This is a genomic window from Amycolatopsis heterodermiae (assembly GCF_034929455.1).
GTDB lineage: Bacteria > Actinomycetota > Actinomycetes > Mycobacteriales > Pseudonocardiaceae > Amycolatopsis > Amycolatopsis heterodermiae.
The window spans coordinates 1-13,942 of record NZ_JAYFSI010000012.1 but is presented as its reverse complement, the minus strand read 5'-3'; the positions used below and the strand labels follow the sequence as shown (position 1 = coordinate 13,942).

At 70.7% G+C, this 13,942-nt stretch carries 15 protein-coding genes; 8 read left to right on the top strand and 7 right to left on the bottom strand.

Annotation, left to right across the window (positions count from 1 at the left end; translation table 11 throughout):
• Both VA596_RS37675 and VA596_RS37670 read right to left on the bottom strand, forming a co-directional pair.
• Complete coding sequence (locus VA596_RS37675) at positions 1 to 864, bottom strand: carbohydrate ABC transporter permease (protein ID WP_323333732.1); 864 nt, start codon at positions 862 to 864, stop codon at positions 1 to 3.
• Positions 864 to 1,688 carry a carbohydrate ABC transporter permease gene (locus VA596_RS37670; RefSeq protein WP_323334290.1) on the bottom strand — a complete coding sequence of 275 codons (825 nt, stop codon included), beginning with the start codon at positions 1,686 to 1,688 and terminating at the stop codon, positions 864 to 866. Before VA596_RS37670 ends, VA596_RS37675 begins: the two co-directional genes overlap by 1 nt.
• 203 nt (positions 1,689 to 1,891) lie before the next feature.
• Between VA596_RS37670 and VA596_RS37665 the strand changes: the two genes are divergently transcribed.
• A complete protein-coding gene (locus VA596_RS37665; RefSeq protein WP_323334288.1) occupies positions 1,892 to 2,878 on the top strand; it encodes a LacI family DNA-binding transcriptional regulator in 987 nt (328 codons plus the stop codon).
• 128 nt (positions 2,879 to 3,006) lie between these two features.
• Positions 3,007 to 3,192 (top strand): hypothetical protein, encoded by a 186-nt coding sequence (locus tag VA596_RS37660; RefSeq protein WP_323333730.1) that lies wholly within the window; start codon positions 3,007 to 3,009, stop codon positions 3,190 to 3,192.
• On the opposite strand, the gene VA596_RS37655 is transcribed toward VA596_RS37660, so the two are convergent.
• Positions 3,189 to 3,824: a DsbA family oxidoreductase gene (locus VA596_RS37655; protein WP_458364028.1), complete on the bottom strand. Its 636-nt coding sequence runs from the start codon at positions 3,822 to 3,824 to the stop codon at positions 3,189 to 3,191. The two genes, VA596_RS37660 and VA596_RS37655, sit on opposite strands and share 4 nt — an antisense overlap.
• 565 nt (positions 3,825 to 4,389) lie before the next feature.
• On the opposite strand from VA596_RS37655, the gene VA596_RS37650 reads away from it, so the two are divergent.
• A complete protein-coding gene (locus VA596_RS37650; protein ID WP_323334285.1) occupies positions 4,390 to 5,400 on the top strand; it encodes an ABC transporter substrate-binding protein in 1,011 nt (336 codons plus the stop codon).
• 104 nt (positions 5,401 to 5,504) lie between these two features.
• On the opposite strand, the gene mdlC is transcribed toward VA596_RS37650, so the two are convergent.
• On the bottom strand, positions 5,505 to 7,091 hold the full coding sequence (mdlC, locus tag VA596_RS37645) for a benzoylformate decarboxylase (RefSeq protein ID WP_323333728.1): 1,587 nt from the start codon (positions 7,089 to 7,091) through the stop codon (positions 5,505 to 5,507).
• A 145-nt stretch (positions 7,092 to 7,236) separates the two neighbouring features.
• Here mdlC and VA596_RS37640 point away from each other — a divergent pair, with 145 nt between their 5' ends.
• Entirely contained in the window at positions 7,237 to 7,824 is a 588-nt protein-coding gene (locus tag VA596_RS37640) for a QsdR family transcriptional regulator (protein WP_323333726.1), read from the top strand.
• 357 nt (positions 7,825 to 8,181) lie between these two features.
• Entirely contained in the window at positions 8,182 to 9,117 is a 936-nt protein-coding gene (gene bdeA, locus VA596_RS37635) for a bis(hydroxyethyl) terephthalate hydrolase (protein WP_323333725.1), read from the top strand.
• Positions 9,118 to 9,147: 30 nt separating this feature from the next.
• Here bdeA and VA596_RS37630 read toward each other — a convergent pair whose 3' ends face one another.
• Positions 9,148 to 9,993: a helix-turn-helix transcriptional regulator gene (locus VA596_RS37630; RefSeq protein WP_323333724.1), complete on the bottom strand. Its 846-nt coding sequence runs from the start codon at positions 9,991 to 9,993 to the stop codon at positions 9,148 to 9,150.
• A gap of 100 nt (positions 9,994 to 10,093) precedes the next feature.
• Between VA596_RS37630 and VA596_RS37625 the strand changes: the two genes are divergently transcribed.
• A complete protein-coding gene (locus VA596_RS37625; protein WP_323333723.1) occupies positions 10,094 to 10,936 on the top strand; it encodes an aldo/keto reductase in 843 nt (280 codons plus the stop codon).
• Here VA596_RS37625 and VA596_RS37620 read toward each other — a convergent pair.
• On the bottom strand, positions 10,923 to 11,891 hold the full coding sequence (locus tag VA596_RS37620) for an NAD(P)-dependent alcohol dehydrogenase (protein WP_323333721.1): 969 nt from the start codon (positions 11,889 to 11,891) through the stop codon (positions 10,923 to 10,925). The two genes, VA596_RS37625 and VA596_RS37620, sit on opposite strands and share 14 nt — an antisense overlap.
• A gap of 99 nt (positions 11,892 to 11,990) precedes the next feature.
• Between VA596_RS37620 and VA596_RS37615 the strand changes: the two genes are divergently transcribed.
• The gene (locus VA596_RS37615; RefSeq protein WP_323333720.1) at positions 11,991 to 12,704 is read left to right on the top strand and encodes a TetR/AcrR family transcriptional regulator; all 714 of its coding nucleotides are present in this window, start codon (positions 11,991 to 11,993) and stop codon (positions 12,702 to 12,704) included.
• A gap of 62 nt (positions 12,705 to 12,766) precedes the next feature.
• Positions 12,767 to 13,768: an LLM class flavin-dependent oxidoreductase gene (locus tag VA596_RS37610; protein ID WP_323333718.1), complete on the top strand. Its 1,002-nt coding sequence runs from the start codon at positions 12,767 to 12,769 to the stop codon at positions 13,766 to 13,768.
• A 59-nt stretch (positions 13,769 to 13,827) separates the two neighbouring features.
• Here VA596_RS37610 and VA596_RS37605 read toward each other — a convergent pair.
• Positions 13,828 to 13,942 (bottom strand): fasciclin domain-containing protein (locus tag VA596_RS37605; protein WP_323331648.1); only part of this gene is annotated, 115 nt, incomplete at its 5' end.

The window sequence follows — 13,942 nt, the reverse complement described above, 5'->3', positions numbered from 1 at the left end:
TTATTGCTTTACGCTGCCCGCGCTGAGACCGGACTGCCAGAAGCGTTGCAGGAGAAGGAAAGCGACCACGAGCGGGATGATCGTGAGCAGCGAGCCGGTGAGCACCAGGTTGAACACCGGCCGCGCGCCGGCGCCCGAAGCCTGCGCGCTCCACTGGTTCAGCCCGACGGTCAGCGGGTACCACTTCGGCTCGCTGAGCATGATCAGGGGCAGGAAGTAGTTGTTCCAGGTGGACACCATCGTGAACAGCGCGACGGTGACGATGCCGGGCACCAGCTGCCGCAGCGTCACGGTGAAGAAGATCCGCAGCTCGCCCGCGCCGTCGATCCGCGCCGCCTCCATCAGCTCGTCGGGGATGGCGTCGGCGGCGTACACCCAGATCAGGTAGAGGCCGAACGGGCTGATCAGCGACGGGATGATGATGGCCAGCGGCGTGTTCGTCAGGCCGAGCTTGCTGAACATCAGGAACGTCGGCACCGCCAGCGCCGTGCCGGGGACGGCCACCGCGCCGAGGACGACGGCGAACACCGCCTTGCGGCCCGGGAAGCGGTACTTGGCCATCCCGTAGCCCGCCGCGGTGGCGAGGATCGTCGCGCCGCCGGCCCCGACGCCGACGTAGAGCAGCGTGTTCCCCAGCCAGCGCAGGAAGATCCCGTTGTCGTAGGTGAACGTCTCGCCGATGTTGTCGAACAGCGCGAACGGCCCGCCGAACGCCAGGCCGGACGACGTGAACAGGGCGGCCTGCGTCTTGGTCGCGTTGATCACCAGCCACAGCAGCGGGACCAGCGTGTAGAGCAGGTACAGCGCCATGACCGTGGTGAGGACGCGGGAGCGCCGCGGCCGCGTCACCGAAACCGCCGTCATCACATCCCCTTCCGGGAGCCGCGCAGCTGCACGACGTAGGCGATGACGGCGGTGATCGCGCCCATCACGATCGCCACCGTGGCGGAGTAGTTGTACTGCTGCCCGCCGAAGGAGAGGTTGTAGGCGTACATGTTCGGCGTGTAGAACGTGCCGATCACGTTCGGCGCCAGCGTGCGCATGATGTTCGGCTCGTTGAACAGCTGGAAGCTGCCGATGATCGAGAAGATCGTGGCGATCACGATCGCGCCCCGCAGCGCCGGGAGCTTGATGCTCGAGATCGTGCGGAACGCGCCCGCGCCGTCGATCGCCGCGGCCTCGAACAGCTCCTTCGGGATCACCTTCAGCGAGGAGTAGAAGATGAGCATGTTGTAGCCCACGAACTCCCACGTGACGACGTTCCCGATCGAGGCGAGCATCCAGTGGTCCGACAACGGTTGCACGACGTCGCGGCCGAGCAGGTGGTTCAGGTCGGCCGCCAGTCCGAAGTGGTCGCCGTAGATGAAGCCCCACATCAGCGCGGCGACCACCGCGGGCACGGCGTAGGGCAGGAAGATCACGATCCGGAAGAACCCGGCCGCGTGCAGCCGCGCGCTGTCGATCGCCAGCGCCGCGACCAGCGCGAGCAGCAGCATCACCGGCACCTGCACGGCGAGGAACAGCAGCACCCGCAGGAAGGACTCCCAGAACTTCGCGTCGGCGAGCACGTCGGCGTAGTTCGCGCCGCCCACGAACGTCGTCCCGCCGAAGAAGGCCTGGTCGCGGAAGAGGCTGAGCCCGAACGCGTAGGCGATCGGCGCGAGGAACGTCAGCGCGAAGACGACCATGAACGGGGCGACGAAGAGCCAGCCACGCCACTGGCGCCGGGGGCGGCGGGTCAGCGGAGCCACTGTGGACGTCATCGTCCCTCCGGCAGTTCGTGCTGATGTTAACGTCAACATGGACGACCGGAGGGTAACGTGTTGACGTAAACATGTCCAGGACACCCGAGGAGTCACCCGTGCCGGCTTCAGCCCGCCGTGGACCGTCGATGGCGGACGTGGCCCGCGAGGCGGGCGTGTCGGGGCAGACGGTCTCGCGGGTGGCGAACGGGAAGACCAACGTCGACGACGCGACGCGCGAGCGGGTCCTGGCCGCGATGCGCCGCGTCGGCTACCGGCCCAACAGCGCCGCCCGCGCGCTGCGCAACGGGAAGTTCCGCAGCATCGGCGTGATCATCTCGGCGCTGCCGACGTTCGGGAACAGCCGCACGCTCGACGCCATCGCCGCGGCGGTCGTCGCCGAGGGGTTCTCGATCATCCTGATGCCGGTGACGCGGCCGACGCAGGGTGAGGTCACCGGGGCGTTCGGCAAGCTCAACGAGCAGTCCGTCGACGGCGTCGTCATCCTCATCGAGCAGCACCAGCTCGACCAGAGCGAGATCGAGCTGCCGCACGGCCTGCCGGTGGTGGTGATCGACTCCAGCGCGCGCTACGACTACCCGGTCGTCGACACCGACCAGGCCGACGGTGCGGCGCAGGCCACCCGGCACCTGCTCGACCTCGGGCACCGCACCGTCTGGCACATCGCCGGACCGCCGCAGTCCTACGCCGCCGAGCGCCGCCGGAAGTCGTGGCAGGCCACTTTGGAGGGAGCCGGTCGCGAGGTTCCGCCGGTGTCGACCGGCGACTGGACCCCCGAGTCGGGTTACCGCGCGGGACAGCGGCTCGCCGCGGATCCCGCGGTGACGGCGGTGTTCGCGGCGAACGACCAGATGGCGCTCGGCCTGCTGCGCGCGTTGCACGAGGCCGGCCGGAGCGTGCCGGGCGAGGTGAGTGTCGTCGGGTTCGACGACATGGACGAGTCCGCCTGCTTCTGGCCCCCGCTCACGACGATCCGGCAGTCGTTCGAGGCGGTCGGGCGGCACGCGGTGGCGGCCCTGCTCGCCGAGATCGCGGCCGACGTCGAAGCGGGCGCGCCGGTGACCGTCCCGACCGAGCTGGTCGTCCGCGCCAGCACGGCACCCCCGCCGGAATAGCCGGTTTCACCCCGCGTCCCAGGGGGAACTACTGGCCACCAGCCGGACGGCGATTCCGTTGTCCGGTAACGCAAATGCCGTAGTGGTGTGGACCATTCAGCCGTGTCCACCAAGGAAACGAGGACGTCATGCTCGCCATCGTCGCCGCAGTGCTGTTCGGGCTCGCCCTGATCATGGAGCTCGCCGGGTTCGGTCTCGGCCCGGTCATCACCACGAGCACCCTGACCACCGCCGGGCTGCTGTGCGTCGCCCTGCACCTGGCCGGTGTCGCCACCGACCGCTCGCGCTTCAGCCGGAGCCGTCGCCGCCGCTAACCCGCCGCGGGCTCCAGCGCCCGGCGCAGCACCTGGGTGAACACCTCGGGCGTCTGCGCACCGGCCACCCCGAACCGGCTGTCGATCACGAAGAACGGCACCCCGGTCGCCCCGAGGGCCCGCGCCTGCTCACCGTCCGCCTCGACTTCGGCTTCGTAGGCGTCCGACGCGAGCACGGCGCGGGCCTCGTCGGCGTCCAGGCCGGCTTCGGCGGCCAGCTCGACGAGCGAGTCGCGGTCGAACAGCGAGCGCCGCTCGGTGAAGTGCGCGCGGTAGAAGCGGTCGACGACCTCGTCGGCCACGCCGCGCTCGGCGGCGAGGTGGACCAGCCGGTGCCCGTCCACGGTGTTTCCCATGTGGACACCGTCGAGGTGGTACTCGAGCCCGTCGGCCGCGGCGCGCTGTTCCATCTGCGCTTCCATCTCGTCGGCCTCTTCGAGCGTCCGGCCGTACTTCTCCGACAGGATCTCGCGGGTCGGCCGCGACGTCCCGCGCGGGAACGACGGGTCGAGCTGGAACGAGTGGTGCACCACCTCGACGTCCACGCCGAGCTCGGCCACGGCCTGCTCGAACCGGCGCTTGCCGAGGTAGCACCACGGGCAGACGAGATCGGACCAGATGTCGACGCGCACGACGCACTCCTTGATCGGGAACTGCCCCCACCGTAACCACGGCGCGCCACGCACCTCAACGTAACCGTCGGCGACCTGCGGGTGTCCCCCGCGTACGCGAGCCGACAGGAAAGTGAAGTGGGCGCGACATTCCGGTGCCGTCTCCGGCGTTTCGCCCGGACCGTCCCGGAAAATCACCGACGGCTACCCTGTGTCCACAAGGGACCACGATGGGTGAAACTCCCGCCGCGCGGGAGTGTCCTGAATGGTCGGCCGCGCCGGATTCCCGCTCGTCCGGCGCGCCTCCGACGAGTTCGATCACGGACAGCTTCTGTCATCTCATATTCAAGATCTTGGTCCTACACTGGGTGAGCTGCTACAACGACTGGAGTAACCGGTCTAGCCCAGAGAGCAAAAAAGTGACACGAGTCACCCTCTTGAGTATTGATCCCACCCGTTGTGAGTGGATGGTCACCGCCTCTACAGTGGCCCGCGTGACTCCCCCGAGAATGAGTCACGTACTCCCACCTGATTCGGTCCCCGAATCGACACTTTCTTCAAGGAGCAGGCCTTGCTTGGAAACGCCATGAGCGGTGGCCGGGTTCGCACTCGCCGCGCCGCGCTCGGGCTCGCCCTCACCGTCGCGGCCGCCACAGCCCTCACCGGCTGCACCGCCCTCGGCTCGGACAGCTCGAACGCCTCGTCGAACGGCAGCGGCGGCCTGGAGAAGACCAAAATCAAGGTCGCGATCCTGCCCACCATCGACACCGCTCCGCTGTGGCTCGCCCAGGAAGGCGGCTACTTCAAGGCCGAAGGCCTCGACGTGGAGGCCGTCATGGCCGCCAGCGGCCAGGCGGCCATGGGCAAGGTGATCTCCGGCGAGAACGACATCGCGATCTCCAGCTACATGCCGTTCTTCGTCGCGAAGAGCAGCGGCACGGCCGACATCCAGCTCGTCGCGGACGCGACCTCGGTCAGCTCGAAGTCCGTCGCGATCGTCACCGTGCCGAACTCGCCGGTGAAGACGATCAAGGACCTCGAGGGCAAGCGGCTCGCGATGACCGCCAAGAACACGGCGAGCGACCTGCTGGCCAAGTCCCAGATGAAGGACCACGGCGTCAACATCGACAAGGTGACCTGGGTCCAGCTGCCGTTCCCGAACGTCGCGGCGGCCCTGGCCGCCGGGCAGGTCGACGCGGCCCTGCTGCCCGAGCCGTTCCTCTCGCAGGCGGCCAAGAGCGCGGGCGCGATCCCGGTGGCCGACGTCAACACCGGCGCCACCCAGGACTTCCCGCTCTCGGGTTACGGTGCGACCAAGAAGTGGGTCCAGGCCAACCCGAAGACCCTCGCCGCCTTCCAGCGCGCGATGGCGAAGGCCACCAGCGACACCGCCGCCGACCGGTCCAAGATCGAGCCGCTGCTGGGCAAGTACGCCAAGATCGACGAAGGCACGGCGAAGCTGCTGAACCTGCCCGCCTTCGTCTCCAAGCTGGACCCCCGGCGCCTCCAGCGCGTGCCCGACCTGATGCTCCAGATGGGCGCGATCACGTCCCCGGTGGACGCCGCGTCGATGATCGCCCCGCAGGCGACCAGCTGAGGTAGCGCCGACCCGCTCCAAGAAATCGGCCGGCCTGGCCAGTTTCCTTCCCTTCCGGGAGGAAACCGGCCAGGCCGGCCTTTTGTGTCAGTACCGCGTGTCTGTCAGTACAGCGACTTCTCCGCCGAGGTGACGCGGACGTGCACCAGCGTCGGGCGCTTGTCGTCCAGGGCCGCGGCGAGGCCGGCGGCCAGGCCCGACGGCTCGGTGATCGTCACGCTCTGGCAGCCCAGGCTCGACGCCAGTGCGGCGAAGTCGATGCCGCCCAGCGTGGTGCCCGGCAGCTTCCCGCCGTCGATCGACTCCCCGAAGATGCGGACCGCCGCGTACTCGGTGTTGTCGAGGATCACGATCGTCACCGGCAGTTCCTGGCGCGCGGCCGTCCACAGTGCCTGGATGCCGTACATGCTCGAGCCGTCGCCGACCACGCCGACGACCTTGCGGTCCGGCCGGGCGAGGGCCGCGCCGACCGCGCCCGGGACGCCGTACCCGAGCGTGCCGCTGGCGACGGTCAGGAAACCCGTGTCGGTCGAGGTGATCGGCAGGTGCTCGTGCAGGACGCCGCGGTGGCTGGGTGCCTCCTCGACGACGATCGCGTTGTCCGGCAACAGATCCGCGAGGGTCGAGTAGACGAGCTCACCGGTCAGCTTCTCCGCGCTCGGCTTCGCGGGCCGCCGGCGCGGCGACGGCGCGAGCCGCTCGCTGGGAGCGACGGCGTCCAGCACGGCACGGAGGCCGAGCTTCAGCGTGGCGCGGATCCCGGTGCCCTCGGCGGCGCGCGCGAGGATCTGCTCGTCGTCGCTGAGCAGGAACATCGGCGGCAGCGGAGCTTCGCCCCGGCCGCGGTCGACGTGGTAGGTGAACGCGGGCGCGCCGAGCACGACGACGAGGTCGTGCGGGGCCAGCTTGTCCGACACCGCACCGCGTTCCGGCTCCAGGAAGCCCTGAAAGAGGGGGTGGTTCTCGGGGAACGAGCAGCGGAAGGACATCGGCGCCACGAACACCCCGGCCTGGACCCGCTCGGCGAGTGCGACGGCCTCCTCGACGGCGGTGTCCTGATCGACGGCACTCCCGACGACGAACGCGGGCCGTTCGGCGGCGGCGAGCGCGGCGGCGAGTTCGCCGACCGCCTCGGGGTCCGGCGCGAAGCCGCGGATGCGCGGCCGGCTGATGCCCGGGCGCTCGGTCGTGACGGTCCAGTCGTCGGCCGGAACGGAGACGAAGACCGGACCGGCCGGTGCCTGCGTCGCGATGTGGTAAGCGCGCGAGAGGGCGGCCGGGACGTCCTCGGCGGAGGCGGGTTCGATCGACCACTTCACGTACGGCTTGGGGAATTCGGCGGCGTCGATCGCGCCGAGGAAGGGATCGTGCGGGAGCAGCGCCCGGTTCTGCTGCCCGGCGACGATGATGAGCGGGGTCCGGTTGCGGTAGGCGGTGAAGAGGCTGCCGAGGCCGTGCCCGACGCCACCCGCGGAGTGCAGGTTGACGAGCACGGCTTGACGGGTGGCTTGGGAGTAGGCGTCGGCCATCGCGACGACGGCCGACTCCTGCAGCCCCAGGATGTAGTAGAAGTCGTCCGGCCAGTCGGCGAGGAAGGGCACCTCGGTGGTACCGGGATTGCCGAATACTGTGGTGAGACCGAGTTCCCGGAGGAGCTCGCGGGTGGCGTCCAGCACCGTGCGCTTGATCATGCCGACAGAATAACGCTTAGCTTCGCGAAGGAAAGCCCCCAAAGGGACCCTCCGTCCGCCCGATCACAACCTTCCCAGTGGACGTCCACAATGGACAGTCGACGCGGGAACGGAGCCGTGCCGGCGAGGCGCTAGGCTCCGCCCGGTGACTGTCTCGACCGACGACATCGTCCGGCACGCGGCCCGGCTGCTGTTCGCCGGCACCCGCCTCGACCTGGGGCGGATGGCGGCCGAGCTGGGGATCTCGCGCACGACGTTCTTCCGCCGCGTCGGCAACCGCGACGAGCTGATGGGCGCCGGCCTGCGGCTGCTGTCCGACCGCACCTGGCAGCAGGCCCTGGACCGCTGGCACGCCGAGCACGGCGACGCGGTCCGCGACCCGGCCGGGCGGCTGCGCTGCCTGTGGGTGATGGAGGACTACCGCCGCGAGGTCGCCGGCAACGAGGGCATGCGCAAGCTGTTCGAGACCGAGTCGACGGTCGCCCTGCGGGTGCTGACCGACCCGCGCGGAGGCGTCCAGCCCGCCCTGGTCGACGCCCACGTCGACCTCTTCCGCGCCGACGCCGAAGCCGCCGGGCTGACGCCCCTGGTTCCGCTGCCGGACCTGGCGTTCGCCGTGGTCCGCCTCGGCGAGTCGTTCCTGTACTCGGACGTACTGGCGGCGCGGTCGGTGGAGCTGACCGTCGCGACCACGCTGCTCGACAAGCTGGTCCAGGGCGCCCTGGAGCGCTAGGCACCGCCGCGGGCCGTCACGGCGTGAGCCGGACTTGGCACCGCCAGGCCCGGTCCCAGCCCTGCCGCGGGGTCGTGAGTGTTTAGAAGGGTTAGAACCCTTCTAAACACTCACGACCCCCGACCAGCCACCCCAGCCGAGCGGGCACCGGGCCGTCACTCATTCACGAGCAATCGGACACCCTCACCCGTTCGGCCGTTGTGGAACATTTCGCCTAAGTGTTTCATGGGGCGACGGAAGCGACTATCCCCGCCTCCTCGCACGCGGCATGCGTTCCCCTGCCGTGCCACGGTTCCATCGGTCTGCCCGTCCGTATCCGGGCGCGCTTTTCGCCTGCCCGGGGAAAGAGAGCGATCCATGTCCGTACTCACCAGCCCGCCGACGTCGTCTGGCTCGGGTGAGAAAATCCCCGCCCGCCGCCACCTCGGCTGGCGGGGCAAGGCCACCGCGGTGGTGGCCGCCGCGCTGGCGCTGACCGCCGGTGTCGTCGCGCCGGCACCGGCCGCCGACAACCCCTACGAACGGGGTCCGGCACCGACCACGTCCAGCATCGAAGCCAGCCGCGGCAGCTTCGCGACCAGCACCACCACGGTGTCCCGGCTCGCGGTGTCCGGCTTCGGCGGCGGCACCATCTACTACCCGACCAGCACCACCGCCGGCACGTTCGGCGCGATTTCGATCGCCCCCGGCTTCACGGCCACCCAGTCGAGCATCTCCTGGCTGGGCCCGCGGCTCGCGTCGCAGGGGTTCGTGGTGTTCACCATCGACACGCTGACCACGAGCGACCAGCCCGACAGCCGGGGCCGGCAGCTGCTGGCGTCCCTGGACTACCTGACCCAGCAGAGCTCGGTGCGGTCGCGGATCGACAGCAGCAGGCTCGGCGTCGTCGGCCACTCGATGGGCGGCGGCGGCACGCTGGAGGCGGCGCGCTCGCGCCCGTCCCTGCAGGCGGCCATCCCGCTGACCGGCTGGAACCTGACGAAGAGCTGGTCCACCCTGCGGGTGCCGACGCTGGTCGTCGGGGCCCAGGCGGACACGGTCGCGCCGGTGGCGTCGCACTCGATCCCGTTCTACACGAGCCTGCCGTCCACTTTGGACAAGGCGTACCTGGAACTGCGTGGTGCCAGCCACTTCGCGCCCAACTCGTCGAATACGACGATCGCGAAGTACACGCTGTCCTGGCTCAAGCGGTTCATCGACAACGACACGCGCTACGAGCAGTTCCTCTGCCCGATCCCGGGCACGAGCACGACGATCTCCGACTACCGGGGCAACTGCCCGCACTCGGGCTGAGCGGACGCGGGAGGTGCGCCGGGCCCGCGGTCAGCGTCCCGCGGGCTCGGCGGCCCACTGCAGCAGGAACCGCAACGCCGCTTCCGAGTCGGACCCGGGTTCGGCGGTGTAGGCCACCAGCCGCTGGCCCGGGTGCGTCTCCACGGAGAACTGCTGGACGTCCAGGGTGACCGCGCCCGCCACCGGGTGCACGTACGTCTTGGTCAGCTCCCGCGGCCCGCGCACCTGGTGGCTGCTCCACCACGACCGGAACTCCGCGTCCTTCAGCACCAGCTCGCCGACGAGCGCGGCCAGCACCGGGTCGGCCGGGTCGCGGCCCGCTTCCATCCGCAGCACCTCGACGCACGCCCGCGCCGCCCGCGGCCAGTCCGCGTAGCGCGAGCGGTACTCCGGATCGAGGAACGTCAGCCGGATCAGATTGCGCTCGGCGGGCGGCAGCGCGCCGAAGTCGATCAGCAGCGCGACGGCCGCACGGTTCCACGCCAGCACGTCCTGACGGCCGTTCAGCACCAGCGCCGGGATGTCCGGCATGCCGTCGAGCAGCCGCCGCAACGGGCCCGCGACCTGGTCGGCGGCCGGCGGACGCGCCTGAGTGCGGGGCGCGACGTCGGCCAGGGTGAACAGGTACGCGCGCTCGTCCGCGGCGAGCCGGAGGGCGTCCGCGAGCGCGTCGAGGATCGTGCGGGACACCCGCCGCGTGCGGCCCTGCTCCAGCCGGACGACGTAGTCGGTGCTCACGTGCGCGAGCTGCGCCAGCTCCTCCCGCCGCAGGCCGGGCACCCGCCGCGGGCGGCCGTCGTCGGGCAGCCCGGCCCGGCGCGGGTCGAGCGCGGCGCGGCGGGCCCGCAGGAACTCGCCCAGTTCGGTGCCATCCATGCCCCCAGTCTCCGCCGCCCCGCGCCGTCCTGCCTGGTACGCGTTTGCATAGGCAGGTCCCTCCCTGGCCCGGCGTCCAAGGACGGCCGACGGTGGACGCATGACCACTCTGCGAATCGGTTACGGCGCGATGCGGCTCACCGGCCCCGGCCACTGGGGCGACTACCCCGACCGGGAGGCCGGGATCACGCTGCTGCGCCAGGTCGTCGACGCCGGGGTGACGCTGATCGACACCGCCGACGTCTACGGCCCGCACACCAACGAAATCCTGATCCGCGAAGCGCTCCACCCGTACCCGGAGCACCTGCTGATCGCGACCAAGGGCGGCTTCGTCCGCAGCGGTCCCGAGCTCTCGACGATCGCCGCGCTCGGCCACCGCCAGTACCTGCGGCAGTCCGCGAAGCTGAGCGCACGGCGCCTCGGCGTCGAGCGGATCGGCCTCTACTACCTGCACAGCGGCTACGCGCGGGACGCGTCGTTCGAGGAGCAGGTCGGCACCCTCGCCGAGCTGCGCGCCGAAGGCGTGATCCGGGACATCGGCCTGTCGAACGTGACGCTCGGCCAGCTGCGCGCCGCCCAGGAGATCGTCGAGATCTCCGCCGTCACCGCGCACTACAACGTCGTCGACCGCCACGAACAGCCGTTGCTGGACGCCGCCGCCGAGGCCGGCGCGGTCTTCGTCCCCTGGCAGCCGGTCTCGCTCAGCACGCCGGGCGAGCCGACCGACACGGCTGGGCCAGCGGCGATCCGCGGCGTGCTGGAGCCGATCGCCGCCCGGCACGGCGCGACCGTCTCCCAGGTCGCGCTGGCCTGGCTGCTCGACCGATCGCCCGCCGTCCTGCCGATCCCCGGGACGACGTCGCTCGCGCACGTGCGGGAGAACCTCGCCGCGCAGGACCTCGTGCTGAGCCCTTCCGAGATCTCGGCGATCACCGGGTTATGACGACCTTTCCCTTGGCGTGCCCCGCTTCCTGGTAGGCGATGGCCTCCCGGAGGTCGTCGAACGGGTAGGTCCGGTCGATCACCGGGGTGACGGCGCCGGACTCGGCGTACCCGGCCAGCTCGACCAGAGCCGCCTTCTTGTCGCAGCCCACCGTGTCGGCGAGCACGACCCGGCGCCGCGCGAGAGGCCCTGCGGCCAGCGCGGCGAACACGTGCCCGGCCGGCTGCACCCAGCGCCCGGCCGGGCCGCCGACGGCGACGAACCGGCCCGTCCGGTCCAGGAGGCGGCGGCACGCCGGGAGCAACCGGCTACCTGCGATGTCCACCAGCACGTCGTAGGTGCGGCCGGTGCGGGTGAAGTCGTCCGTGCGGTAGTCGGTCACTTCGGTCGCGCCGAGCGACCGGGCCAGCTCGACGTTGGCCGTGCTGCACACGGCGTCGACCTGCGCGCCGAGCGCCTTGGCCAGCTGGACGGCGAAGGTGCCGACGCCCCCGGAGGCGCCGTTGACCAGGACTTTCTGCCCGGATTTCACCCCGCGCAGGCTGACCAGCGCGGTGACGGCCGCCATCGGCATCGCCGCCGCCTGCGCGTGGGACAGGTTCGCGGGCTTCGGGGCGAGCAGGGCTTCGGGGACGCTGACGTACTCGGCGTAGGCGCCGTGCGGCAGCAGCGCGTAGACGTCGTCACCGGGCCGGAACGCCGTCACGCCCGCGCCGACCGCCTCGACCCGGCCCGCCAGGTCGCAGCCGAGGATCGCGCCGTGCGGCCGGCGCGGGCCGCCGGGCATCAGGCGCGCGATCCGCGGCTCGCCGCGCAGGTAGTGCCAGTCGTACGGGTTCACGGAGGTCGCGAGCACCCGGACCAGCACCTCCCCGGCGGCGGGCACCGGATCGGGGACGTCCTCGAAGGTCAGGCTTTCCGGTGGGCCGTACGCGTGCAGGACCAGCGCTTTCATGGCGTCTCCCCGAGTTCTTACGATGTAAGTCGTACGTCGTAAGGGCGACCTTACGCTGTAAGGCCGTTGATCGCCAGCCTTACCTTGTACGATCTTGCGGTGGCCACCGAAGCCGACCCGCGCCCGCGGACCCCGCTGAGCCGCGAGCGCGTGCTGCGTGCGGCGGTCGCGCTGGCCGACGAGCACGGCCTGCGCGCGCTGACGATGCGCCGGCTCGCGGAGGAGCTCGGCGCCGAGGCGATGTCGCTCTACTACCACGTGGCCAAGAAGGAAGACGTGCTCGACGGGATCGTCGACGCGGTGGCCGAGGAGATCAACGAGGCCGTCGCGGGGCTCCGGCCGCCCGAAGGCTGGAAACCCGCGGTGCGGCAACGGATCCTGACGGCGCGCGAGGTGTTCCTCCGCCACCGCTGGGCACCGGGCCTGTTCGAGACGCGCTCGTCGACCAGCCTGGCGGTCCTGCGCTACTACGACGCCCTGGTCGGCCTGATGCGCGACGGCGGATTCTCGTACGACCTGGTCCACCACTCGCTGCACGCGCTGGGCAGCCGCGCGCTGGGGTTCTCGCAGGAGCTGTTCGACCCGTCCGAAAGCGCGGACGCGCCGCCGGACGCGCTGGCCGAGCTGGCCGGGCAGCTGCCGAACCTGGTCGGCATGCTGAGCGAGATCGCCCACGACGACCCGGACTCGACCCTGGGCTGGTGCGACGACCAGGAGGAGTTCGAGTTCGGCCTGGACATCATCCTCGACGGCCTGGACCGGCTCCGCGGGCGTGATCCCGGCTCCGTCGCCCAGCAGGTGGAACGCTCGTAGGTCCCAGCCCGGCCGGGGGCAGGATCGGGGTGTCAACCCGTCCCGGATCGTGGAGGAAACCGGTGTCGCGACCACTGCGGAAGCTCGGCTTCCTGACCATCGGCCTGTTCGACGCGGCCGACCCGCGCCGGGGTCACGAGTCGACCCTCGGGATCATCGAACTCGGGGAACAGCTCGGTTTCGACAGCGCCTGGGTGCGCCACCGGCACCTGCAGTACGGCATCTCGTCGCCGGTCGCGGTGCTGGCCGCCGCGTCCCAGCGCACCAGCCGGATCCACCTCGGCACCGCCGTGATCCCGCTGGGCTGGGAGAACCCGCTGCGTCTCGCCGAGGACCTGGCCACCGTCGACCTGCTGTCGGGCGGGCGGCTCAACCCGGGGCTGAGCGTCGGGCCGCCGATGCGCTGGGACGAGGTCAAGCCCGCGCTCTACCCGGACACCGCGGACGCCGAAGACTTCAGCTACGAGCGCGTCAAGCGGCTGCTGGGTTTCGTGCGCGGCGAGCCGGCCACCGGGTTCAGCGGCACCGAGGGGTTCGAGGTGTTCTCCGACCGCGTCCAGCCGCAGGCGCCCGGCCTCGGCGACCGCATGTGGTACGGCGGCGCGAGCCTGCGCTCGGCCCAGTGGGCCGGCGAGCACCGGATGAACTTCCTGACCAGCAGCGTGGTCAAGGCCGAAGAGGCAACGGACTTCGCCGAGATCCAGCTCTCGCACATCCGTACCTTCCGCGCCGCCCACCCGGACGGGGAGAACGCGCGGGTCTCGCAGGGGCTCGTCGTGGTCCCGACCGACAGCGCGACGCCGGAACAGCGCGCCAAGTACGAGGAATTCGCCGCGAAACGGCTGCCGCGCACCCGAGCGCCGCAGGGCCCGGCGCGGATGCTGTTCTCCCCCGACTTCGTCGGCACCTCGGCCGAGATCGCCGACCGGCTGCACGCCCACGCGGCGTTCCGGGAGATCGACGAGGTGGCCTTCGCGCTGCCGTTCACCTTCGAGCACGAGGACTACGTCCAGATCCTCACCGACATCGCGACGAAGCTCGGCCCGGAGCTGGGCCGCCCCTGAGACGTGGAAAGTCCACAGTGGCCTCATCGAGGCCACTGTGGACTGGTCCGGGATCGTGCTTACTTGTTGGTGCCCGGGGTCAGCACCTTGTCGATCACGAAGACCGTGGCGTTCTTGGTGGGGATGTTGCCGCACAGGATCTTCGCGCCGTTGACGGTCATGTTGTCACCGGTA

Coding starts and splice junctions, on each gene's coding strand:
- VA596_RS37675 (WP_323333732.1), bottom strand. CDS start 864: ATGACGGCGGTTTCGGTGACGCGGCCGCGGCGCTCCCGCGTCCTCACC.
- VA596_RS37670 (WP_323334290.1), bottom strand. CDS start 1,688: ATGGTCGTCTTCGCGCTGACGTTCCTCGCGCCGATCGCCTACGCGTTC.
- VA596_RS37665 (WP_323334288.1), top strand. CDS start 1,892: ATGGCGGACGTGGCCCGCGAGGCGGGCGTGTCGGGGCAGACGGTCTCG.
- VA596_RS37660 (WP_323333730.1), top strand. CDS start 3,007: ATGCTCGCCATCGTCGCCGCAGTGCTGTTCGGGCTCGCCCTGATCATG.
- VA596_RS37650 (WP_323334285.1), top strand. CDS start 4,390: ATGAGCGGTGGCCGGGTTCGCACTCGCCGCGCCGCGCTCGGGCTCGCC.
- mdlC (WP_323333728.1), bottom strand. CDS start 7,091: ATGATCAAGCGCACGGTGCTGGACGCCACCCGCGAGCTCCTCCGGGAA.
- bdeA (WP_323333725.1), top strand. CDS start 8,182: ATGTCCGTACTCACCAGCCCGCCGACGTCGTCTGGCTCGGGTGAGAAA.
- VA596_RS37630 (WP_323333724.1), bottom strand. CDS start 9,993: ATGGATGGCACCGAACTGGGCGAGTTCCTGCGGGCCCGCCGCGCCGCG.
- VA596_RS37625 (WP_323333723.1), top strand. CDS start 10,094: ATGACCACTCTGCGAATCGGTTACGGCGCGATGCGGCTCACCGGCCCC.
- VA596_RS37620 (WP_323333721.1), bottom strand. CDS start 11,891: ATGAAAGCGCTGGTCCTGCACGCGTACGGCCCACCGGAAAGCCTGACC.